Origin of the sequence: Luteibacter sp. 1214 (assembly GCF_031455395.1) — a bacterium.
Taxonomy (GTDB): Bacteria; Pseudomonadota; Gammaproteobacteria; order Xanthomonadales; family Rhodanobacteraceae; genus Luteibacter; species Luteibacter mycovicinus.
On the sequence record NZ_JAVDSQ010000002.1, the window covers coordinates 786,834 to 808,390 of the forward strand.

General features: G+C 62.5%; 25 protein-coding genes. 13 read left to right on the top strand and 12 right to left on the bottom strand.

The window, feature by feature from the left end:
* The first annotated feature begins 550 nt into the window (after positions 1 to 550).
* The gene (locus J2X57_RS08070) at positions 551 to 1,264 is read left to right on the top strand and encodes a pirin family protein (RefSeq protein WP_090353349.1); all 714 of its coding nucleotides are present in this window, start codon (positions 551 to 553) and stop codon (positions 1,262 to 1,264) included.
* Here the strand turns inward: J2X57_RS08070 and J2X57_RS08075 are convergent.
* The gene (locus tag J2X57_RS08075) at positions 1,261 to 2,178 is read right to left on the bottom strand and encodes a LysR substrate-binding domain-containing protein (RefSeq protein WP_309865601.1); all 918 of its coding nucleotides are present in this window, start codon (positions 2,176 to 2,178) and stop codon (positions 1,261 to 1,263) included. The genes J2X57_RS08070 and J2X57_RS08075 overlap by 4 nt on opposite strands.
* Positions 2,179 to 2,296: 118 nt before the next feature.
* Between J2X57_RS08075 and J2X57_RS08080 the strand changes: the two genes are divergently transcribed.
* Positions 2,297 to 2,689, top strand: coding sequence for a RidA family protein (locus J2X57_RS08080; protein ID WP_309865605.1), 393 nt, complete (start codon positions 2,297 to 2,299; stop codon positions 2,687 to 2,689).
* A 22-nt stretch (positions 2,690 to 2,711) separates the two neighbouring features.
* Here J2X57_RS08080 and J2X57_RS08085 read toward each other — a convergent pair whose 3' ends face one another.
* The gene (locus J2X57_RS08085) at positions 2,712 to 3,158 is read right to left on the bottom strand and encodes an NUDIX domain-containing protein (RefSeq protein ID WP_309865608.1); all 447 of its coding nucleotides are present in this window, start codon (positions 3,156 to 3,158) and stop codon (positions 2,712 to 2,714) included.
* A gap of 114 nt (positions 3,159 to 3,272) precedes the next feature.
* On the opposite strand from J2X57_RS08085, the gene J2X57_RS08090 reads away from it, so the two are divergent.
* Positions 3,273 to 4,520 carry an FAD-dependent oxidoreductase gene (locus tag J2X57_RS08090; protein WP_309865611.1) on the top strand — a complete coding sequence of 416 codons (1,248 nt, stop codon included), beginning with the start codon at positions 3,273 to 3,275 and terminating at the stop codon, positions 4,518 to 4,520.
* Here J2X57_RS08090 and arsC read toward each other — a convergent pair.
* The 3 genes from arsC to J2X57_RS08105 all read right to left on the bottom strand — a co-directional run bounded on the left by arsC (position 4,510) and on the right by J2X57_RS08105 (position 6,327).
* Positions 4,510 to 4,905, bottom strand: a complete 396-nt coding sequence (gene arsC / locus J2X57_RS08095; RefSeq protein WP_090353358.1) for an arsenate reductase (glutaredoxin) — start codon at positions 4,903 to 4,905, stop codon at positions 4,510 to 4,512. The two genes, J2X57_RS08090 and arsC, sit on opposite strands and share 11 nt — an antisense overlap.
* 51 nt (positions 4,906 to 4,956) lie before the next feature.
* Complete coding sequence (locus tag J2X57_RS08100; RefSeq protein ID WP_079521164.1) at positions 4,957 to 5,601, bottom strand: SDR family oxidoreductase; 645 nt, start codon at positions 5,599 to 5,601, stop codon at positions 4,957 to 4,959.
* A 93-nt stretch (positions 5,602 to 5,694) separates the two neighbouring features.
* Positions 5,695 to 6,327: a TetR/AcrR family transcriptional regulator gene (locus tag J2X57_RS08105; RefSeq protein ID WP_309865616.1), complete on the bottom strand. Its 633-nt coding sequence runs from the start codon at positions 6,325 to 6,327 to the stop codon at positions 5,695 to 5,697.
* Positions 6,328 to 6,567: 240 nt separating this feature from the next.
* Here J2X57_RS08105 and J2X57_RS08110 point away from each other — a divergent pair, with 240 nt between their 5' ends.
* Positions 6,568 to 9,027: a membrane-bound PQQ-dependent dehydrogenase, glucose/quinate/shikimate family gene (locus tag J2X57_RS08110; protein ID WP_309865619.1), complete on the top strand. Its 2,460-nt coding sequence runs from the start codon at positions 6,568 to 6,570 to the stop codon at positions 9,025 to 9,027.
* 108 nt (positions 9,028 to 9,135) lie between these two features.
* On the opposite strand, the gene J2X57_RS08115 is transcribed toward J2X57_RS08110, so the two are convergent.
* Entirely contained in the window at positions 9,136 to 9,534 is a 399-nt protein-coding gene (locus tag J2X57_RS08115) for a hypothetical protein (RefSeq protein WP_309865622.1), read from the bottom strand.
* A gap of 49 nt (positions 9,535 to 9,583) precedes the next feature.
* On the opposite strand from J2X57_RS08115, the gene J2X57_RS08120 reads away from it, so the two are divergent.
* Positions 9,584 to 9,784: a hypothetical protein gene (locus J2X57_RS08120; RefSeq protein ID WP_309865625.1), complete on the top strand. Its 201-nt coding sequence runs from the start codon at positions 9,584 to 9,586 to the stop codon at positions 9,782 to 9,784.
* 53 nt (positions 9,785 to 9,837) lie between these two features.
* Here J2X57_RS08120 and J2X57_RS08125 read toward each other — a convergent pair whose 3' ends face one another.
* The 3 genes from J2X57_RS08125 to J2X57_RS08135 form a co-directional block, all read right to left on the bottom strand.
* Positions 9,838 to 10,878: an alpha/beta hydrolase gene (locus J2X57_RS08125; protein ID WP_309865628.1), complete on the bottom strand. Its 1,041-nt coding sequence runs from the start codon at positions 10,876 to 10,878 to the stop codon at positions 9,838 to 9,840.
* 95 nt (positions 10,879 to 10,973) lie between these two features.
* Positions 10,974 to 11,624, bottom strand: coding sequence for an NAD(P)H-binding protein (locus J2X57_RS08130; RefSeq protein WP_079521159.1), 651 nt, complete (start codon positions 11,622 to 11,624; stop codon positions 10,974 to 10,976).
* Complete coding sequence (locus J2X57_RS08135; RefSeq protein ID WP_079521158.1) at positions 11,621 to 12,394, bottom strand: inositol monophosphatase family protein; 774 nt, start codon at positions 12,392 to 12,394, stop codon at positions 11,621 to 11,623. The genes J2X57_RS08130 and J2X57_RS08135 overlap by 4 nt, the downstream gene beginning before the upstream one ends.
* 58 nt (positions 12,395 to 12,452) lie before the next feature.
* On the opposite strand from J2X57_RS08135, the gene J2X57_RS08140 reads away from it, so the two are divergent.
* The 5 genes from J2X57_RS08140 to J2X57_RS08160 all read left to right on the top strand — a co-directional run bounded on the left by J2X57_RS08140 (position 12,453) and on the right by J2X57_RS08160 (position 16,325).
* Positions 12,453 to 13,130: a TetR/AcrR family transcriptional regulator gene (locus tag J2X57_RS08140; protein ID WP_309865632.1), complete on the top strand. Its 678-nt coding sequence runs from the start codon at positions 12,453 to 12,455 to the stop codon at positions 13,128 to 13,130.
* Positions 13,131 to 13,218: 88 nt separating this feature from the next.
* The gene (locus J2X57_RS08145; protein ID WP_079521156.1) at positions 13,219 to 13,701 is read left to right on the top strand and encodes a MarR family winged helix-turn-helix transcriptional regulator; all 483 of its coding nucleotides are present in this window, start codon (positions 13,219 to 13,221) and stop codon (positions 13,699 to 13,701) included.
* Positions 13,702 to 13,827: 126 nt separating this feature from the next.
* Positions 13,828 to 14,199 (top strand): DUF1330 domain-containing protein, encoded by a 372-nt coding sequence (locus tag J2X57_RS08150; protein WP_309865637.1) that lies wholly within the window; start codon positions 13,828 to 13,830, stop codon positions 14,197 to 14,199.
* A gap of 387 nt (positions 14,200 to 14,586) precedes the next feature.
* Positions 14,587 to 15,147 carry a hypothetical protein gene (locus tag J2X57_RS08155; RefSeq protein ID WP_309865640.1) on the top strand — a complete coding sequence of 187 codons (561 nt, stop codon included), beginning with the start codon at positions 14,587 to 14,589 and terminating at the stop codon, positions 15,145 to 15,147.
* Positions 15,148 to 15,338: 191 nt separating this feature from the next.
* Positions 15,339 to 16,325, top strand: a complete 987-nt coding sequence (locus tag J2X57_RS08160; protein ID WP_309865643.1) for an AraC family transcriptional regulator — start codon at positions 15,339 to 15,341, stop codon at positions 16,323 to 16,325.
* A gap of 77 nt (positions 16,326 to 16,402) precedes the next feature.
* Here the strand turns inward: J2X57_RS08160 and J2X57_RS08165 are convergent, their stop codons facing one another.
* Positions 16,403 to 17,467 carry a PA0069 family radical SAM protein gene (locus J2X57_RS08165; RefSeq protein ID WP_309865646.1) on the bottom strand — a complete coding sequence of 355 codons (1,065 nt, stop codon included), beginning with the start codon at positions 17,465 to 17,467 and terminating at the stop codon, positions 16,403 to 16,405.
* Positions 17,468 to 17,674: 207 nt separating this feature from the next.
* Between J2X57_RS08165 and J2X57_RS08170 the strand changes: the two genes are divergently transcribed.
* The 3 genes from J2X57_RS08170 to J2X57_RS08180 all read left to right on the top strand — a co-directional run bounded on the left by J2X57_RS08170 (position 17,675) and on the right by J2X57_RS08180 (position 19,086).
* Complete coding sequence (locus tag J2X57_RS08170; protein WP_043696796.1) at positions 17,675 to 18,139, top strand: hypothetical protein; 465 nt, start codon at positions 17,675 to 17,677, stop codon at positions 18,137 to 18,139.
* A gap of 87 nt (positions 18,140 to 18,226) precedes the next feature.
* Positions 18,227 to 18,736, top strand: a complete 510-nt coding sequence (locus tag J2X57_RS08175; RefSeq protein ID WP_051943136.1) for a hypothetical protein — start codon at positions 18,227 to 18,229, stop codon at positions 18,734 to 18,736.
* A gap of 2 nt (positions 18,737 to 18,738) precedes the next feature.
* Entirely contained in the window at positions 18,739 to 19,086 is a 348-nt protein-coding gene (locus J2X57_RS08180) for a hypothetical protein (protein ID WP_309865650.1), read from the top strand.
* On the opposite strand, the gene J2X57_RS08185 is transcribed toward J2X57_RS08180, so the two are convergent.
* Positions 19,053 to 19,751, bottom strand: a complete 699-nt coding sequence (locus J2X57_RS08185; protein ID WP_051943134.1) for an MgtC/SapB family protein — start codon at positions 19,749 to 19,751, stop codon at positions 19,053 to 19,055. The genes J2X57_RS08180 and J2X57_RS08185 overlap by 34 nt on opposite strands.
* A 141-nt stretch (positions 19,752 to 19,892) precedes the next feature.
* Positions 19,893 to 21,557 carry an MFS transporter gene (locus J2X57_RS08190; RefSeq protein WP_043696799.1) on the bottom strand — a complete coding sequence of 555 codons (1,665 nt, stop codon included), beginning with the start codon at positions 21,555 to 21,557 and terminating at the stop codon, positions 19,893 to 19,895.

The window sequence follows — 21,557 nt, forward strand, 5'->3', positions numbered from 1 at the left end:
CGCGACGCCGGAAAATCCGTGCCGCAAATAGACGTCTGATTGGTGACGCCGATGAGCCTGACGGAATCAGGCCCTTGGTATTCGGCGCAAGCCTAAGCGAGGGTCGTGAGGGGTCTATGCACAAATCTGGCGATGCATTTCCGCGACCTTTCCAGAAAGTGAAAACGTCGCTCGCGGAATTCGTGCACATCGACAAATACGGCATGAAAAGACGACCTGATGTCGTCAGAAACCAGGTAGAGATACTTAAGGAATCGCAGTGTTCACGCCATTTCCGTATTTCATCGTGGCGATTTAACAAACGTCTCGACGGCCCTGCGGCGATCTCTTGACGCGTGGACCGCGAATGCACCGTTGCCGAATATCACTTGCGATTTCGCCCATCATTTTCTTCGCGCGCCGAATGTGCATAGGCATTAGCGGCAAGCGAAGCGTTTTATCGTCGTTCCGCCCCGTCCGCCGACGGCAGAAACCGCACGATGCATGTCGATTCTCCAAGCCAGCGGACAGGGCGCGCTGTACCGTGGGCCTCTTCTCCAGGGAGCATCCCATGTTCGTCATCCGCCACGCGTCCGAGCGCGGCCACGCCAATCACGGCTGGCTCGATTCCCACCATAGCTTCTCGTTCGCCGACTACCGCGACGAAGACCATGTGCACTTCGGTCCGCTGCGCGTCATCAATGAAGACCGGGTCGCGGCCGGTGCCGGCTTCGGCACGCATTCGCACCGCGATATGGAAATCATCAGCTACGTGCTCGAAGGCGAGCTGGCCCATAAGGATTCGATGGGCAACGCTGTCGTCATCCGGCCGGGCGAAGTGCAGCGGATGAGCGCCGGTCATGGCGTCACGCATTCCGAAGAGAACCATGCCCAGACGGTCACGCACTTTCTGCAGATCTGGATCATTCCGAACCAGCTGAACCTCAAACCGGGCTACGAGCAGACGTTCTTCCCGGATGACGAGAAGCGCGGCAAGCTTCGTCTCGTCGCCAGTCAGAGTGGTGAGCACGGGTCGGTGACGGTGCATCAGGATGTGCGGATCTATGCGGGATTGTTCGGTCCCGACGAAACCGCCCGCCACAACGTCGACTTCGAGCGCCTGATCTACGTACACGTGGTGCGTGGGACGGTACACGTGAACGGGCATCCGCTGTCCGCCGGCGATGCGGCGAAGATCACGGATGAATCGCGCGTGGTGCTCTCCGATGGTGTGGACAGCGAAGTACTGCTGTTCGATATGGCGGAACTGGAACCGCCTCGCTAAGGATTCAGGACGGGCGCGTGGCTCTCCGTGAGCTGCGCGACCCAGTCGATGAAGACGCGCAGCTTGGCGCTGACGTGGCGGTTCGGAGGATACGCCACGTACATTGGCATCGGATCGAATCGCCACTCCTGGAAGAGGGGGATCAGCGTGCCATCGCTCAGTGCGGGTTTCGCCATGTATTCCGGGAGCCAGATCACCCCAAGCCCCGCCAGGCCAGCGGCGAGATACGCGTTGCCGTCGTCGAAGGCATAGTCATAGCGCCCCTGGATGGTCAGCGTCTCGCCATCGCGATGCATGACATAGGGATAGGTCTTACCGGAACGCCACCATAGGAAGCCGACCACCCTGTGGCGGCTATCCTCCAGCGTCTGCGGATGAGCGGGTTCGCCTTCGCGCCTCAGGTACGCCGGTGCCGCGTACGCGCCGAGGCGCAGATCGCCGATATGGCGCGCCACCAGCGATTCGTCGGTGATGGTGCCTCCACGCACGACACAATCCACGTTCTCGCCGATGATATCGATCACGCGGTCGCTCACGCCCATGTCGATCTGGATGTCCGGGTACATGGCGTGGAAGGCCGGAAGCGCGGGGACCAGGATCATGCGCGCGAACGGGCTGGGTACATCCACGCGCAACCGACCGCGCGGTGCGGCTGCCGCGCTCGACAGGCTCGTCTCGGCGTCGTCAAGGTCGGCCAACAGCCGGATGGCCCGCTCGTAGTAAGCGGCGCCATCCGCCGTCACATTGACCTTGCGGGTGGTCCGGTTGAGCAACGTGACCCTCAGGCGCGACTCCAACTGCTGGACAAGCTGAGTCACCGTGGTCTTGCTCATGTGCAGCGTGTCGGCGGCCCTGGTGAAGCTGCGCGTCTCCACCACACGGACGAAGGCCTGCATCGCATCGAAACGGTCCATACCCTGCCCCACCCGGCTGTCGAGATTGTTTGGATTCTACAAACAGTGATGGGTGGACTTGGTCGTTTATCAACACGCCAGGGGTCCATAGATTGGTTTCACACCACTGGAGACTTTTATGAGCAAGCGCGACGTCGTTTTTCCGCCTGGGCGCCAGGCGCTCTACGAGCGCAATCGCTATTCCCCCGCCGTTCGTTCCGATGGCTTCCTGTTCGTCTCAGGTCAGGTCGGCAGCCGCGAAGACGGGTCACCCGAGCCGGATCTCGACGCGCAGGTACGTCTGGCGTTCACGAACCTCAACGCCGTGCTGGGCGCCGCCGGTTGCACGTTCGACGATGTGGTCGATGTAACCGTCTTCATCGTCGATCCCGAGAAACACTTCGAGGCGATGTGGAAGATCGTTCCGGAGTTCTGGGGTGAGGCGCCTTATCCGAACATCACGTGCGTAGGGGTGACCTGGCTGTATGGATTCCAGTTTGAGATCAAGGTGGTGGCGAAGATTCCGGAGTGACGCGATCGGCGTGGCGTACTCGTCAGAGAACGCCACCGTCGTCGAACGAGGAGAAGGTTCCGCCCGCGAGAATATTCGCCAATGCCTGACGGACGTAGGGCACCGTGTTCCCGGGCAGGTCACCGATGTCGAACCACTCGACCGCGCCATGCTTATGCGGTTCTGCGACATAGGGTCTGCCCGCGGTGAGGCCCGCCTCGAAGTAAAGCCCCATCCACTCATCACCATGGGTGAAGTTGTGCTGCGTGTGGACAAGCTTCACGTCATCGGGCTCGACGATGAGCGATGTCTCTTCACGAAGCTCACGGATCGCGGCATCCGAGGCGATCTCTCCACCGTCCACGCCGCCGGCAGGCAAACTCCAGTAGCCATCCATCATCCCGGTCTTCGCCCGAAGGATCATCAGGATCTTCTCGTCCTTTCTTACGATCGCAAAGACGGCGACCGATGCCTTGAAGCGTTGTTTCATGAGATTCCGTGTCTGAAGTTTGGCTCGGTGATTCGGCTATTCGCGCCATGACGATGCCGTTTGAGGTATCAAGATATCCATAGGCGGTCTTGCCGTCGACACGGATCATGTGCTTTGAATACAACGTTCGATGTCGCCATCGTCGGAGCCGGGGCTGCGGGTATCGCCGCCGCTGGCCGGCTCGCCGGGTCAGGCCTGAACACGATGCTGCTGGAGGCATCGTCACGCATCGGCGGGCGGGCCTGGACCGTCGAACTCGACGGCATGGCTCTCGATCTGGGCTGTGGCTGGCTGCACTCGGCCGACCGCAACCCGTGGACGCGGATCGCCGAGCAAACCGGCTTTGAGATCGACCGGCGTAACCCGCCCTGGGGACGCTCCGTTCCGCGTCCTGGATTCTCAATCGACGAGCAAGCGGCGGCGGGCGAGGCCTATGACCGCTGGCACGACCGGATGCTTACGAGGCCTTTGCCGCGCGATATAGCGGCAGACCATCTCGTACCGGGGGATCGATGGAACCCTTACCTTCAGGCGTTGAGCGGGTTCATCAACGGGACGGCGCTGGAGCACTTGTCGATTCAGGACTACGCCAACTACGAGGCGGTCGCCACAGAGGAGAACTGGCGGCCGTTGAGGGGCTATGGGACGCTGATCGCTTCCCACCTTCCCCCTGAAACCGTGTGCATGCTCGTTACGCCGCTCGAGCGACTGACCCTGTCGCCGAAAGGCGGCGTGATGCTGGCGACACCTCGCGGCGAATTGCATGCGAGAACGGTGATCCTGACCGTATCGTCCAACGTGCTGGCTGGTGGGACGATGCAGCTTCCCGACGAACTTGAACCGTGGCGCGAGGCGGCAGGTCGGCTTCCGCTGGGCTACGACGAGAAGCTTTTTCTGCATATCGTGGATGAAGCGACTTTTCCGTCCGAGCTTCATGCCATCGGGAATCCGTACGATGAGGCGACCGTGGCGTATCACATTCGCCCGCTTGGTCGCCCCATGATCGAATGTTTTCTCGGTGGCGTCAGCGCGAAACTTCTCGCCGACGGTGGGCCCGTAGCGGCTTACGAACACATCATGAAGGAACTCACGGGCTTATTCGGTGCGAAAGCCCGGTGCGGCCTGCGCTTCCTGACGACATCGCAGTGGCGCCACGACGCGCGCGTCGGCGGCGCTTATAGCCATGCCTTGCCGAGATACTCTTCCGCACGGCGCACGCTCGCGGCTCCCTTCGAGAACCGCATCTTCTTCGCGGGTGAGGCGACGCATGAGAGCGCGTTTTCCACCGCGCATGGTGCGTATGCGAGTGGCATCCGCGCGGCGGAGGAAGCGATCGCCGCGATGGCCGTTGCTAGCCGATGATTTCGCCGTCCTCTTTCACGAAGGGCGTGTCTAATGGGGGAATGATCTGCAGCACGGTTTCGGACGGGCGACAGAGGCGCGTGCCGATATCCGTCACGACGAAGGGGCGGTTGATCAGGATGGGATGCGCGAGCATCGCCGCGATCAGCGCCTCATCGCTTATCGACGCGCCTCCCAGCCCAAGCTCATCGAACGGGGTACCTTTTTCGCGTATCGCCTGACGAGGGGTCAGGCCCGCATCGGAGAGCAGGCGCAGCAGGGTTGCTTCGTCGGGTGGCGCCGTAAGATATTCGATGACGGTCGGTTCGATACCGGCGTGCCGCAGAATCGCGAGCGTGTTGCGGGACGTGCCGCAACGGGGATTGTGATAGATCGTTGCGCGCATGGTCATGCCCTGGAGAAGATCGCGAAGCGTCGAGGCATGCGATCTTACCTGTCAGACGAGCTCAGCCACCGGCGTATCGCCGTCGATGAAGCGGATCGTCTTCCGTACCGATGTGTCGCTATGAAGCGCTCGTTCGATCACCGCGGCCACATTGGCTCGGGACGTCGCATTGTCGCCATCGTACGTGGGCTCGACGACCGTGATGTTCTCAGAGGCGGCATCGAGTGTGAGCGCGCCGGGGCCCAGGATCGTCCACTGCAGCGGGCTGTCCCGCAGATGCTCGTCCGCGGCCGCCTTCGCCGTCGCGTACGCGTAGAAACCGTTCTCCGGATCGACATCGTCCGTTCCCGCGCCGATGTACGACACCATGACGAACCTGGCGACATCGGCCAGGGAGGCAGCGTCGATGGTTCGGATCGCAGCATCGCGGTCGACCGCATAAGTTCGACCCGGATTGCCGCCGCCCGCGCCTGCGGACCAAACCACCGCGTCAAAGCCGCGGAGCATCCCGGCGATCGCTTCCGCGTCGGCGTGTTCGATGTCGAAGACCGACGGCTCCGCGCCTGCCTTCGACACATCCGGCCCATGCGCAGGATTGCGGATGATCGCCCGGACCTCGTGATTGGCGGCCACGAGACGAGGGATCAGCTCGAGCGCGACCTTACCGTGACCGCCGATGATGACAATTCGGGACATTGCTGAGCTCCGTGCCTGGTGTGCCCCGAACATACCCAACCCCATGTTGGATTTCTGTGGTCGTTACGCATCGGCACGTAGCGGGACGCGATGCTAACGCAGTCCGAACAGCTTCATAATCCTTACTACACGGACGGTGGGCTTTTGCCCGCCGTCCTTGAATTCCGCGTTCAGGGCCATGCCCATCAGCGGACGTGACACGAGGTAATCGGCGGCCACGTCCGCAAAGAACGCGGGATCGGCGATGACCAGGTGTTTCTTCGTGACCTGAGCTTTGAGCCACTGGGTAAGGCGCGCACGCAGGTGGATGTTTCCGAGAGCGAAGTAGTCCCGGGTCGCATCGGGGAAGCTCTTGCGCTCGTCGATGACGAGGCGGAACAGGTTCACCGCCGTCGCCGTATGCGCGGCCTTGATCCAGCTCAGGAGGAACAGCTCGAGCAGGTCGGTCGCCTCGGTCGTCGAACTCACCTTCGCATCGAGCAGGTCGAGCGCCTTCAGCGCGACGCGCTCGATGATCTTCTCGATCAGTACGGCCTTGCTGCCGACCAGACCGTAGACCGTGCGCTTTGACATGCCAGCCTGCTTCGCGACCTCAGCCATGCTGTGCGCGTCGAGTTCATGCTGCGCAAGCAGCTGCTCCGCCGCGACGAGAATGCGTTCCATCTGCTCGTCCGACGTATGCACGGGCGGTCGACCGCGCGTCCTGGCTGGCTTGGTTGATGGCACGGTCGCTCCTGCATCGCGTGAGATGGAAAGATCCACCGGACAGCATAACTTGAGATTTAGGAAACTGCACGGTACCATATGTTGAGATCGTCGTCCCGATCCTTCCCGAAAGCCCGTCACGCCAGTGACCCGAAGGTGCGCATCGCGCGTCCCTGATGGCCCGCGTCGTCCTTTCCCGAACGGGACGGCGCCACCCCATTTCCCTTCCATCGGGTCACTTATTCCATCCTCGGGCGTGTCATGAAGAAATCACTGGCGTCGGGCCTCAGGGTCGCGACAGGCGTTGTGTTCGTGCTGCTTGGCCTTGCCAGCGGCATCGGTGGCGGCATCCTTGCCGGCTACGGCGGCTCCCTCTACTACCTGATCATGGGCGTCGCCGCACTGGTGTGCGCCGTGCTCATCTTCGCGCGGCGTCGCGAAGTACTCGCGTTGTTCGCAGTCATGCTGGCGGGGAGCCTGATCTGGTCGGTCTGCGAAGTCCGCCTCGACTGGTGGCAGCTGCTGCCGCGCATGGACCTCTGGTTCGCGCTGGGTGTCTGGCTGCTGCTGCCCTTCATCGTTGGCGGCCTGACCAGGGGCGCGAGCCTGCGTGCCGGTCGTATCGGCCTTGCCGTGGCGATGGTGGCGACCGTGGCGGTCGGTATCGCGTCGGCATTCACCAATTACACCGATCTGTCAGGTGTCGCGGCAGGTGAGCCGATGGCTGGCCAGGGACCGGACCCGGCCTCGCAGGCAGCGAAGGACTGGCGCGCCTATGGCTCGACCGGCGAAGGCACGCGCTACGCGCCGGCCACGCAGATCACGCCCGAGAACGTGGCCAACCTGAAACCCGCATGGACGTTCCATACCGGCGACTTCAAGGGCCCGGACGACCCGGTGGAGATCGCCAACGAGGTCACCCCGCTCAAGGTCAACGGCAAGCTGTACATCTGCACGCCGCACAACATCGTCATCGCACTCGACCCGGACACCGGCAAGGAGCTGTGGCGCTTCGATCCGAAGATCAACCGCGACGCGTCGACCTATCAGCACATGATCTGCCGTGGCGTCAGCTACTGGGACGTGCACGATCAGGTCGCCGCCAACGCCGCCGGTGACACCACCGCGCCGGCCACGCCCGCCGATGTGGCCGGCTCCCCGGAATCGATCGAATGCCCGCGTCGCATCTTCGCGCCGACGATGGACGCCACGATGATCGCGCTGAACGCCGACACCGGCGAGCTGTGCAAGTCGTTCGGCGAGAACGGCGTCATCGGCCTGACCCACGGCATGAGCATGAAGAAGCGCGGCTTCCTGATGCCGACCTCGCCGCCCACGGTGTCCGCCCACGTGCTGGTGGTCGCCGCGAGCGTCACGGACAACGCGTCGACGAACGAGCCCTCCGGCGTGATTCGTGGCTACGACACCATCACCGGCAAGCTGGTCTGGAACTGGGATGCCTCGCGTCCGGACGAGACCACTCCGCTGCCGGAAGGCCAGACCTACGTGCCCAATTCGCCGAATTCGTGGGGCGTATCCAGCGTCGACGAGAAGCTGGGCATGGTCTACATCCCGATGGGTAACGAGACGCCCGATACCTGGGGCGGCAAGCGCAACCCGTATGGCGAGAAGTACAACAGCGCCATCGTCGCGCTCGACCTGGCGACGGGTAAGGTGCGCTGGGTCTACCAGACCGTGCATCACGATATATGGGACATGGACATCGGTGGTCAGCCGTCGCTGGTCGATATCGATACGCCGAACGGCAAGGTGCCCTCGGTGGTCGCCACGACCAAGCGCGGCGACATCTACGTGATCGATCGTCGTGACGGCAAGCTCGTTGTGCCGGCACCTGAGCGTCCCGTGCCGCAGGACAACGTCGCGGCGGGTGACCACGTGTCGCCGACGCAGCCGTTCTCGGCGCTGACCTTCCTGCCCGACCGCAACATCACCGAAGCGGACATGTGGGGCACGAATCCCATCGACCAGATGATGTGCCGCATCACCTTCAAGTCGCGTCGTTACGAAGGTCCGTTCACGCCGCAGACCGCTGGCCGTGGCGCGATCATCTCCCCGGGACCGCTCGGTATCTTCGAGTGGGGCGGCGCGACGATCGACCCGGTGCGCCAGCTGATGATCCTCAACCCGGATTACATGGGCTTCCTCGAGCGCCTGGTACCGCGTGCCGAAGCCGATGCGGAAGCCGGTGGCACCAAGGGCAACGAGATGGGTCTGCAGATGCAGACCGGCGCCCCGTTCGCGGTGGAGATCAAGGCCTTCCTGTCGCCGCTCGGCTTCCCGTGCCAGGCACCGCCGTGGGGCTATGTGGCCGCGGTCGACCTGCGCACCATGAAGAAGGTCTGGATGCACAAGAACGGTACGACGCGTGACAGCGCCCCGGTGCCGATCGCGTTGCCGCTGGGTGTTCCGAGCCTGGGTGGCATGGTCACCACCGGTGGTGGCGTCGCCTTCCTCGGCAGCACGCTCGACTACTACCTGCGCGCGTTCGACGTGCGTGACGGCAAGCTGCTGTGGGAAGGTCGTCTGCCGTTCGGCGGCCAGGCCACCCCGATGAGCTACGTGTCGGATACCACCGGTCGTCAGTACGTGGTGGTGATGGCCGGTGGCCATGGCTCGCTGGGTACGAAGATGGGTGACACGCTGGTGGCGTTCGCGCTGCCGGAAAACACGGCCGGCGCCAAGCCCGCGCCGTCGAAGTAAGCTCGCGACGATCGGGGCCACCGGGCCCCGACCGCCGTCTCACGACGACCGATAGCGGATAGTCACGCGCCAGCCGTAGCCCGCACCGATCGGATCACTCAGCGGGCTTCAGAAGCCCCCGCCGCGCCACTCCCCAAGAAACTGGCCCATCTGGGTGCCCGTCGTGTCCTCACCGTCGAAGCCCGCCGTTGCCAGCGCCAGGGCGAAGTAACCCAGCGATGATTTCACCTTGTCGTTGCTCAGACGGTAACGCTCTTTCAGCGCCGCATCGATGCAATCGTCGAGGTAACCGACAGCCGTCTGGACAGGGCCCTTATGGCGCCCGTGGTTGCTGTAAATCCCTTCTTCGATGGCGAGGTGTATGGCGTGGCGATCGTTACGATAGCCTTCGACGTCTTCGGCCGTTGCCGCGGTTGCCGTCGTGGCCGCTTTCTTGAGCTCTTCACCGGCGTGCGCAAGCCCGGCCGTGGGTTTGCCTCCCCAATAACCCAGCAGGTTCTCCAACATGTTCGTTTCTCCTCGATGGTGAGTGGACCGGCATCTGTCACGCGCCGGCATGACCATCGTGTCCATCCGCCTGTCGGGGGACTATCGGGAAAAGACTGAATCTGAAAAAGCACAGCGCTGTGATGGGCTGTGCCTCGAGGAACGGACGGGACGCGGCGTTGCAGGAACGTGGCTTCGCTGGCTCAGGCTGCTCACCTTACCCGTCGACGAAGCCCTCGATCACGGTCGCACGGAAGCGGGTGATGCATGAGTCGACGCGTCTGCTTAACGGCGAAGACGCACCGGCGCCCGGCGACCGCGCGATCAATGGGCGCTCTCCAAGCCCTTGAGCAACGCTTCGTGGAAACGCTCCGGCTCCTGCATCTGGGGCGCGTGCCCCGCGTCGGGAAACTCGACGAGCGTCGCGTGGGGCATCGCGGCCACGGCCTCTTTCGCGAGCTTCGGGTAATTACCGAGTGTGGGCCGCACGTCGGCCGGCGCGAAATCCTTCGCGATGGCAGTGACGTCCTTGTCGCCAATCATGAGCAGCGTGCGCGGCTGCAGGCGCGGAAGCTCGTAGACGACTGGCTCGTTGAAAATCATGTCGTAGAGCAGCGCCGAGTTCCAGGCGACGAGGTCGCGTTGCGGCCCCCGGTACATGCCGGCAAGCATCTGCGCGGAGGCCTCGTATTCGGGCTTCCACTGACCGGCGAAGTAGGTCGTTTTCTCGTAATTCCGGATACGATCGGCCGTCGTCTTCAGTTCGCGTTCGTACCACTGGTCCACCGACACCGGTGGCACGCCCTTGGCGCGCCAGTCTTCCAGACCGATGGGATCGACGAGCACGAGCTGCTCGACCTGATCGGGGTAAATGAGCGCGTAGCGAATGCCCAGCATGCCGCCGGTCGAGTGACCCATGACGATGGCTTTGTCGATGTGCAGCGACTTCAGCAGGTCGTTCGTGTTGTGTGCGAGTTGCTGGAAGGTGAACTGATAGCTTTGCGGTTTGGATGATTTGCAGAAACCGATCTGATCCACGGCGATCACGCGATAGCCGGCGTGCGAAAGCACGTCGATGGTCGGAGCCCACGTGGCGGCACAGTAATTCTTGCCGTGAAGCAGGACGACCGTACGGCCGTTGGCCTTAGATCCCTTCGGGCCGACGTCCATATAGGCCATCCGCACGTCCTGCCGCTGCGACCGGAAGCGGAAATGCGCGACAGGGTACGGATAATCGAAGCCCTGGAGTTCGCTGCCGTATACCGGGCCGTCTTCGGCGTGAATCGACGGCGCCAGTACAAGGAGAGCCAGTGCGAGCGCGGTGACGACGGGACGTACGGGCGTGTTGCGGTCGGTCTCATTCATGAAGCTAGCGTGCCATGAGAAGGGTGAAGGGCGCGACCGTCTCTTCCTGCCAGGAGGTGGTAGGCGCCTCATCGGTAGGCCCTATACCCGGGGCATCAGTCTGACCCGGGTTTCGACGGTTGCACGACGTCCCACGTCGCGCCCTCGTACGACGTTCCAGCGTCGGCCACCGCGAGAAGTAGCCTGCCCAGTTCGGTGCGGGAGACGCTTTGTCCCATACCCAGTTTTTTCGTCGACGCGCGAGAGAGCGTATGGGTTCCCTCAGCCAGCGCGTCGCTGAGGCGAGGCGCGCGCACGATGATGAAAGGCATGCCTGAGCGCCTCAAGGCTTCCTCCCGTTCGAGGATGTTGGCGCGCATACCGGGCTTCACCGTGTTCAACAGCTGCCATACCCACGACGATCGATTGGCACCGATGACCGACAGAAGTATGAAACGCCGGGCCCCACGCTTCAGGGCGGCTTCCATGGCGTGGACGCATCCATCGACCATCACGTGCCGGATGTCGCCTCTGGGCTTTCTGAATCCGTGGATGTCGACCGTAAAGAAGACCGTGTCGAGTTGCTCCGGCAACGCGATCTCAAGGGACTCGCGGTCACGCACGTCCGCGGCCACCGGCGCAACGTTGATGCTGGCTTCCATGGGACGCCGCGAAATGGCGGTGACGTGATCGCCACGTGCTGCCAGCCGTTGCGTGATGGCAAGACCGGTTCCGCTACTGGCTCCCACGACAGCGTAGCGTTTCATGCCGTCGCTCCCAGGCTGCGCAGCAACTCGTCATGTATGCCGGGCGTGCTGGCCACGAAACCACGCGAGCCGAGTCGCCAGCGACGTCCCTCCTCGTCGGTGACGAGACCTCCCGCTTCACGTACCAGAAGTGCGCCAGCGGCCAGCCCTGAAGCCACACCGGCATACTGCCAGAAGGCATCGAGTCTGCCCGAAGCGAGATCCAGGAGCTCGATCGTGGAGGGGACCGATGCTCGCACCAGAAGCGATGCGGTCAGCATGCGATGGAAGCTGTGCGCGGCGATGGCAAGCGTCTCCGCTGCCTCGAATGGCTGCGCCTGCGCCGTTGCGGCGATGGATGCCGTGAGTTCCTCCTTACCCGATACATGCAACGAGCGCTCACCGTCCGTCGCGCCCTCCCCGGCGACAGCCGTGAACAGCGAGCCGGACCGCGGGACATGCACCGCGGCCAGGACAGGCTCCCGGCCGCGAACCAGACAGGCGGTGACAGCCCACTCCTCCCGTCCGTGCACGTGGTTGATATTGCCCTCGACGGCGTCGATCACCCAGCCATAGGTGTCCTCGCTCACAGGCAAGGGAGCATCATCGGCGAGCAGAGTACTTCCCGGCACCGCGGCCAGAAGGGCCGACTCGAGCGGCCCCTTCACCGCGAGCTCGTTGTCCGCCATGGCTTGCAGGAAGCCTGCCGCCGTAGAGGGTCGGGCATCGGCGCTAAAGCGATCGAGAAGAGCGACACCTGCCCTCTGCAGGGCGGCGCACGTGATGGTCATCAAGGATTCGGATAGCGACATAGGAAGGTTTCATGCACTGCGGAGTAGACCTTATGATGTGAGTCATCGCTCACCTTCTCTACTCGCATTCCCGATGCCAAAGCATGCTCGCGACGCGTCGTCACAGCCCCGGAAAAAACCGCTTCAGGCGCGTTCCATCGTCACGGTCACGGCCATTCTCGACGCGGCGGCTCACATTCTGGAGTCAGCCGGGCCGTCGGCGTACTCGACCAACGCGGTGGCTGAGCGCGCCGGAGTAAGCATCGGGTCGCTGTACCAGTACTTTCCTACGAAGGACGCCGTCACGCGTGCGCTGATCGAGAGGGAAAGCCGTGCACTGTTCGCTGACCTGAGTCATGCCGTCTCGAAGGCGCATGGCGCGGAGGCGCTGAGGGCGATGATCGTCGTCGCCGTGCACCACCAGCTACGCCGGCCGTTGCTCGGCAGAATCCTCGATTTCGAGGAGGCCCGCCTCCCCATGCATCACGATATGGCGGCAGCGGGAAACGACGCGAGAGACCTGATCGTGCGCTGTCTCGGGGAGATGGGGGTCGAATCAGGCGATGCCGTCCAGCAAGCGGGCGACGTCATGTCGATCGCCAGAGGGATGGTCGATGGAGCTGGCCAGCGAAGCGAGATCGACGAAGCGGCGCTGAGGCCGCGGGTCGAGGCCGCAGTTTTCGGCTATCTGCGCGAGATGTCACGTATTCGTAGCCCGGGCGACGAACGGAACTGACCTCGCATCGGGGGAACGAGGCCGCGTCATATTCCCTCCGGGAGGACTTTTATGGTGCGTGTAAAATGCACGCAACAGGAGGCACGCCATGCCCACCACGAAGAAAGTGCCGGACATCCATATCGCCGGAGATCTGAAGGACCTCCATCGCTCCCTGATCTCGATCGTCAGTGTCATGAACCGGCCGCGAAACGACGAGCGGCTTATCGCCGAAGCGGGCGTACGGCTCGACCAGGCCCTGTTTCGTCTGCTGGTGGTGATCGAACGAGTCGGACCGATCGGCGTGGTCGATCTTGCGGACCGGCTGGGTCGCGACTACACCACGATCAGTCGACAGGTCAGCAAGCTGGAGCGCATGGAGCTGGTCATCCGAAACGAGAATGCGCAGGACCGGCGGATGCGGGAGGCCGTCGTGTCGGCGAAGGGCAAGGCGGTCACCGATCAGCTGGATCTGGCAAGAGAGCGCATGGGGCGTGAGATCTTCAAGGATTGGCCCTCTGACGATATCTCGGACCTGGTCCGCCTGATGCGCAGGTTTGCCGATGCGCTGGAAAGGGCGACAGAGGGTTAGCGCGCATTCGTCATGCGCAGACTCCCGCAGGAATTCCCCGCTACGATTTTCTGCTGACAGTTTCTGACACACCGCGGTGATATTCCTTCATGGGCGCACCTCCCGCGCCATCCCAAAGGAACACCCATGGTTTCGCTGTCGCAACCCGCCCTGGAGGCCTTCTTCGCCGAGAACGACGAATCGCCTGTCGTCATGTTGAATCTCATCCGGTTCGAGCCCGAGGGCGGCCGGGAGAGATACCTCGAGTACCTTGGTATGGCTAAGCCGATCCTCGCTCGATTCGGCGCAAAGATCGTGTTCGGCGGGGATGGTCTGTCCGTGCTCAGCGAAGGGCAAACTCAGGGATGGGATGCCGTCGTGCTGGTTCAGTATCCGCGACGGTCGGCGTTCAAGACGATGGTCGCCGATCCGGATTACCAGGTTGCTTTCAAGGTTGGCGTATCGGCCATTGCCGATATCGTGCTACAGCCTCTGAAGGCTATCGAGGATATCCGTTGACGCTGGCTTACAACGCCTTCGGGCTCGATATGGCCTGACGATCTGGCTTCGGTAGCTGCATCTGTTCGCCTGCGGTCAGTGGTTGCGTGGCGCACATCCTCTCGTCGGCGTGGCTCCATCGGTCGTTCGCTGCGACTGCGCCTCGCGCGAGGTACGTAGCGTTCCAACCATGGCGGGATACGTCAAAAACGCCGTTTTCGACAAAACCTTGGTATGAAGCGATCGAACCAAGTCGTCGCCGCTGCGCATACGATGGGATATCTGGCGACTTTTCGACGATGAACCGATAGTTCTGTCTCACTCCTGACTATGGCTGGCCCAGGTCGGGAGTGCGACAGAAAGCTGGCCCTTCAGGCCACCCATCAGTTCCCGCCCATAGGAGTTCATATGTCAGACGTCATCATCACCGGAAAGCAGCTCTCCTCATCGGCCTACTCCGCCGTCATCAACGCGCCGATCGAAAAAGTCGACATAGCCGATTGGCTCTTCAGTCTCCCCGAAGCCGAGTATCAGCGCTGCTGCTCTCCCGACCACATTTCCGCCGGTACCACGAGCACGGATGACGGCAAGCGGATGTCCATCAACGTGGAGATGATCGGCCAGACTCTGATGGTTCAGCACTATGTCGCTGAAATCGCGACACCCAGTCTTTGCAAGATGGTGTCGACCTCCGATGCCTTCACGCCGAATGGCCGAACGCGCGTCCAGATCATCTGGACCCTCAGCGTCAGGAAGATCGACGACACGACGTGCGAGTACACCAACAGCGTCGTTGCTCATCCGACCCAGGATTTCCTCGATTTCATTGCCAAGCACGGCACACCGTTCGAAGTAGCCGCCGATGCACGCCAGCGGGATGGTGGCGATCACAACAGTCGCGAAACGCCGTTGTTCGCCGCCAGTATCGAGCGCCGTGCGGTTGCTCGCGGTGCGTCCAGGGCTGCCTGAGATCCTCACCGATACGGCGCGCGGGCAACTCCCGGGAAGGCATCCATCACCTCGTTCGGCGGAAGGTTCCAGCCATAAATGCAGGGGCCTTCCGCTACCGGCATCCCACCTTTTGGGTATTGCATCGCACGATAGCGCAAGGTTACCGTCCGTCTAGACTGAACTCGCACGCGCTCACCTCAGGCCTCCCGATGTCCGCGCAGTTTACAAACCGGTCAATGCGATACCTGCGCGTCGCCAGCACGGCGACGCTGAATTGCACGGCGATGAACCGAAGCGGCGTGAGCATAAGCCGGCTTACGTGTCGAGGTGGTGGCCTGGGCCTCAGCGATCCGCATGCGCTCGAGAGCGCCTTCATGATTTCGTTGCAGCTTGATACGTATCGCGGCGAACTTTGGCGTAACGGGCGCCGGGTGCACACGGACAGTTGGCACGCTGGCGAGTTCATCGCGTATGACTACCGGGATCGCTGGAAGGCAAACCTGGTGAGCGCATTCGACTGCGTCAACTTTCACATTCCTATGCGTTGCTTCGATACAGCAGCGCTCGGTCTTCGCAATCCGGTGGAACATCTGGACGTAGCGCCCGGGCGCAGCATCGGGGATCCGATAGTCGACGGCCTCGCGAGAGCACTTGCCGAAGCTGCGAAGACGCCCGGAACGTCCAGCCGCATCTTTACCGATCACGTGGAAATGGCACTCCTGACGCATCTTGCTACCCGATACGGCGGGGCCCGCGTCGATTCGTGCAGAACCAGCGTGGGCCTGGATCAGAGCACGCTAAGCCGAGCGAAAGAGCTGCTTTGCGCCAATCTGGCAGGTCAGATATCGATCGACGAACTCGCAACGGCTTGCGGCGTGTCAGGCGGGTATCTCATCCGCGCATTCAGGATGTCGACCGGCCTCCCGCCGTACAAATGGCTGCAGAGGCGACGCGTGGCAGTTGCGATGGAACTTTTGTCGGGCACAGCACAGCCAGCGAGCAGCATCGCGGTCGCGTGTGGATTCGCCGATCAGAGCCATCTGACGCGCGTGTTCCAGCGCGTTGTCGGCATGCCGCCCGGTGCGTATCGCCGCGTGCATGGGGTTGGTGCTGACGTTGATCAACGACGAGGACTTCGCGTGCAGCATGGCGTCGGGCCTGAGACCGGCCGATCAAGCGACTTAGCCGAAGAGTGAGGCAGCACCGAAGACAAAGCCCAGCGATTGATACGCAGAGAGCGGACTTGTCTTCCCGCATCGTCTCGGTACAAATCTCAAAACAGATCGCCCTGCGGCGAATGAATCCTCGGCGGCACAAACTTCGACGTATCCAGCACCGTATCCCACGCCCGGTGCAGCCCCGCCTTCCTCGACGCCACCTGCACCCGCTTCCGAATAATGTCCGCAAACACCCCCTGCCCCCGCATACGCGTCGCAAAGTTCGAGTCGTAATCCTTTCCGCCATTCATCTGCTGAATCAGGCTAACGATGTGCGATGCGCGATCTGGATAGTGCAACTCCAGCCATTCGCGGAAAAGTTGTTTGAGCTCATGCGGCAGACGCACGCAGGTATAGCCGATAGATCGTGCGCCAGCCACACCGGCCTGCTCGATGATCGCCTCAACATCGCGCTCATTAAGCGCAGGGATAATCGGCGCGACCAGCACGCCCACCGGCACACCGGCCTTACTCAAGGTTTCCACCGCCTTCATCCTCCGGTGCGGCGCGCTCGCCCGCGGTTCCAGCTTCGACGCCAGCTTGTTGTCAAGCGAGTTGATCGAGATGAACACCTGCACGAGATTTCGCTCAGCCATCGGTACGAGGATGTCCAGGTCGCGTTCGATCAACGCGTTCTTGGTCACGATCGTGCAAGGATGGTTGCACTCGGTCAGTAGCGCGAGCGCCGCACGCGTGAGCCGCCACTTCTTTTCGATCGGCTGATACGGATCGGTGTTGCTACCGATGTTGATCGGCTGGCAGGTGTAGTTCTTACGCGCCAGTTCGTCGCGAAGCACTTCCTCGAGGTTGGTCTTGGCGAAGAGCTTGGTCTCGAAGTCGAGGCCGGCCGACAGGTTGAGGTATCCGTGGGATGGCCGGGCATAGCAATAGATGCACCCATGCTCGCAACCGCGATACGGATTGGTCGCCCGATCGAAACCCACGTCGGGTGAGTCGTTGCGCGAGATGACGCTCCGGGCCAGTTCCTCGCGAACTTCCGTGGCGGGGCGGCGGTCCTCGTCCTCCCGATGCCAGCCGTCGTCCTCGGCCTGGTACCGGGTGGATTCGAAGCGGCCCTCCGGGTTGGAAGCGGCGCCGCGGCCCTTGTGCTGGCGGATCATGGGGATGGGTGTGGGCATGCATACAAATGTACGCAATTCGTGTCTCACGGGCTGCGATATCGTGGCGACGGCATGACTGCTCAGGCGACGCGCCGATCCTGATCGGTAGTCGCAACCTTCTCGTGACTTAACGGCGGATCGGAAGGGCGTCGATGGGCGTTTCCTCAAGGGTAACCTCGGATACCTGTCCCGCTAGAAGGATCCGGCATGCGTCAGTGGATTATGTTTCTCGCCCTCGTCATGGCGCTCCCCGCGCACGCCGAGCTCACGCCGGAGCAGAAGCAGGCCCAGCAGAAGACGATCGACAAGGATCTGAAGCGCATGAAGTACACCGGCCAGGAGACGCGCCGGCTTCAGGCGTCGATCCCGAACGGAACGCCCGGGCAGAAGCACGAGTACGGCAAGCTCGTGAAACAGCGCGACCAGCAGGCCGCAGGTACGCCATGGGATCCCGCGCGTTACCAGACGTTTCCGCCGTCCGAGACCATCAGTGTTGAGGCGCCGCGAGAGACCTGGCACCCGCCGGGGAATGCGGAGATTCCGTATACGTCGGCAGGCAGGAGCCCGGCTGTGACGAAAGGCCTCGAGGCAAACCGCGTTGCTTGCAACTCCAGCAGTGCCGGGTCGGATGATGCGGTGTGTCAGGCATTGTCGACGCGCTCGCAGTTCTAAGGTGGACGTGGCGAGCCGGATGAGCTTCTGCGACACGACACCGATTAATGTTAATCTGTTCCGACTTATTAATAATCTGATTATCGCATGCCGCATCCGATCAAGCTCGACGCCCTCCGGGATCTCGTGTCCAGTGGCGCAGTAAAGACCGCAACGATCCTAGGGGAGAAGGGGGGCTTTACAGTGCATGCCGACGCGGGAAGCAGCGAGCGCGTACTGACCAATCGCGCGGGTCAGGTAAAGATGTTTGCCACGACCGATACCGCAGTGCGTGAACTCGCACGTGCCGGACTTTCGTCTTTTCTTGTGGATATTTCTCAGTATCAGAAGGGCTTGCTCCGCGCTCCGCGCACTGACGTTTCCGATCGCGCAAAACGCGCATCCGAAGCGCTTGAGCACGAACGCTGGTTCCGGGCGAAGGTGGACGAGGCATTGCAACAAGAGGAACAAGGCGTCGCGACGTGGCATGAGCATGCCGATGTCTGGGAGGATGTAAAGAAGGCGACGGCTGCGATGGTTGCAAAGCGAAACCTGGAGCCGGTGGTAGCATCGTCGCCCAGAATCGCGAAGACGCGTGGGCGCAAAAAAGGAATTTAAGCTTGCTCATCTACATGGGGCTCGCCGTAAAGGACCTCGTCAGGGCTGCTGCCCACATCGTATCGACTGGCCATCCCGATCCGGACGCCTACCTCAACGGTATCCGCGACCGCATCGAAACGATGTACGCGATCAAGAACCCTGGCGTGATCGGACGGCGCGAAGGGACGGTAGAGTGGATGCTCAATCCACCGTCTTATGTCGCGGTGCTTAAGTGGGCCGGTCCAGACGCCAAAATCTATCGTGTACTTCCGACGGCGCGAATGAAGAAACCTCGGCCACAAATCGGTATCGGCTGCGTGCGCCGTCCTCAGGATCAGCGACGACGCGTCTCCGGCGGCGCATCGTAAGTCACCGACTTCAATCCTTCGACCGATCGCATCGCATCCGCCAACGTCGCCAGCTGCTCGCGACGTACCGGCTTCGCAAAGAGAATCGTCACCACGTCATCGCCATCGGGCTCGCGACGCAGAATCGTTTTCGCAAATGGAAGATGCTGCTCTGCCAGCACGGTTTCGCAGGCTGACAGCGCATTGGTCCCACTCAACCGTGCGGTAAGCCGCGGGCGCGTCTTCCGCTTGCCCGTAAGCTTGCGCTCGAGCGGCTTGAGCAACGCCAGGATGATCCAGATGATCGCCGTCGCCAGAACGGCGGCGACGTAAAGCCCGCTGCCGGCGGCGAGGCCGACGGATGCGACGGCCCACAGGCTTGCCGCTGTCGTCAGACCACGGACGATCTGGTCGCGTTCGACGAAGAGGATGGTGCCCGCACCCAGGAAGCCGACGCCGCTGATGACCTGCGCGGCGATGCGCGAGGGGTCGAGAACGACGTGTTCCTGGTTGATGACGTCGGCGAAGCCGAAGGCGGAGACGATGATCGCGAGAGCGGCGCCCACGCCGACCAGCATGTGGGTGCGCAGGCCGGCGGTCCATTCGAGGCGACCGCGGTTCACGCCGATGATGCCGCTGAGGATGGCGGCGGTGCTCAGGCGGAGGAGGAGGTCTAGCGGGTTCATCACGACACTATCGCGTGTCGGGGATCAATGAGCTGTGAGATGGGGGTTTTGCAAAGCACTGGCCCCGGTCATCGTGGACCGGGGCCAGGTTACTTTCGTCAGCGGGGCTGGCTCCTGCAGGCGCGCGCGGCGCGTTCGGGCTCAGTCCTGGAGAGGCGCGTCTTTGGTTTCACGGACGAAGAAGAGGCCGATGACGAAGGTCATCAGGGCGACCGCGACCGGATACCAGAGGCCGTAGTAGATGTCGCCTTTCCACGCGACCAGCATGAAGCCGATCGTGGGGACGAATCCGCCGAACCAGCCGTTACCGATGTGATACGGCAGGCTCATCGAGGTGTAGCGGATGCGGGTCGGGAACATCTCGACCAGCCAGGCGGCGATCGGGCCGTAGACCATCGTGACGTAGAGCACGAGGATCGCCAGCAACAACACCAGCATGGGGTAGTTCGATTGCGCGGGGTCGGCTTTCTCGGGATAACCCGCGGCTTTGACCTGCGCGCCGATCTTCGCGGTGAAGTCCTTGTTCTGCGCGGTGAACGTCGCCTTGTCGAGCGAACCGCCCTCGAACGACTCGATGACCTCGTCGCCGATCTTCACCGTCGCCAGCGTGCCGACCGGTGCGGCCGCGTTGGTGTATGGAATACCTTTCTTGGCCAGAACGCTCTTGGCGACATCGCACGAACTGGTGAAGGTCTTCTTGCCGACCGGGTCGAACTGGAACGTGCAGGCATCCGGATCGGCCGTGACAACGACCGGTGCGGCAGCGGCAGCCGCTTCGACAGCGGGATTGCCGAAGTGCGTCAGGCCCCGGAAGATCGGGAACATCGTCAGCGCGGCGATCAGGCAACCGGCAAGCACGACGGGTTTGCGGCCTACCTTGTCGGATAGCCAGCCGAAGAACACGAAGAACGGTGTACCGATGAGCAGCGCGGCCGCGATCAGCAGGTTCGCCGTCGTGCCGTCGATCTTCAGGCTCTGGGTCAGGAAGTACAGCGAGTAGAACTGTCCCGTGTACCAGACGACCGCCTGCCCCGCCGTCGCGCCGAGCAGCGCGAGGATCACGAGACGAAGGTTCTTCCACTGTCCGAACGCTTCGGTCAGTGGGGCCTTGGACTGTTTGCCCTCGGCCTTCATCTGCTGGAACACCGGCGACTCGTGCAGCTGCAGCCGGATGTAGACGGACACGCCGACGAGCACGGCGGAAATCAGGAACGGAATACGCCAGCCCCAGGCTTCGAACGATTCGGTGCCGAGACCGAGACGCGTGCCGAGGATCACGAGCAGCGACAGGAACAAACCGAACGTCGCCGTGATCTGGATGAAACTCGTGTACAGACCGCGCTTTCCGTTGGGTGCGTGTTCGGCCACATAGGTGGCCGCGCCACCGTACTCGCCTCCGAGCGCCAGACCCTGAAGCAGGCGTAGCAGAATCAGCAGCACGGGCGCGGCGACACCGATCGTCGAATAGCCGGGCAACACACCGACCAGGAAGGTCGACGTGCCCATGATGATGATGGTGACCAGGAACGTGTACTTGCGACCGATGAGATCGCCGATGCGACCGAAAACGATCGCACCGAACGGGCGGACGGCAAAGCCGGCCGCGAACGCAAGCAGCGCGAAGATGAACTGGCTGGTCTCGTTCAACCCCGTGAAGAACTGCTTGCCGATGAGCGCGGCGAGCGAGCCGTAAAGATAGAAGTCATACCATTCGAAAACGGTGCCCAGGCTGGACGCGAGGATCACGCGCTTGTGGCTGGTTCCGATGGTGCCGTCAGCCCTCAGGCCGCTTGCGGTAGTCGCCAT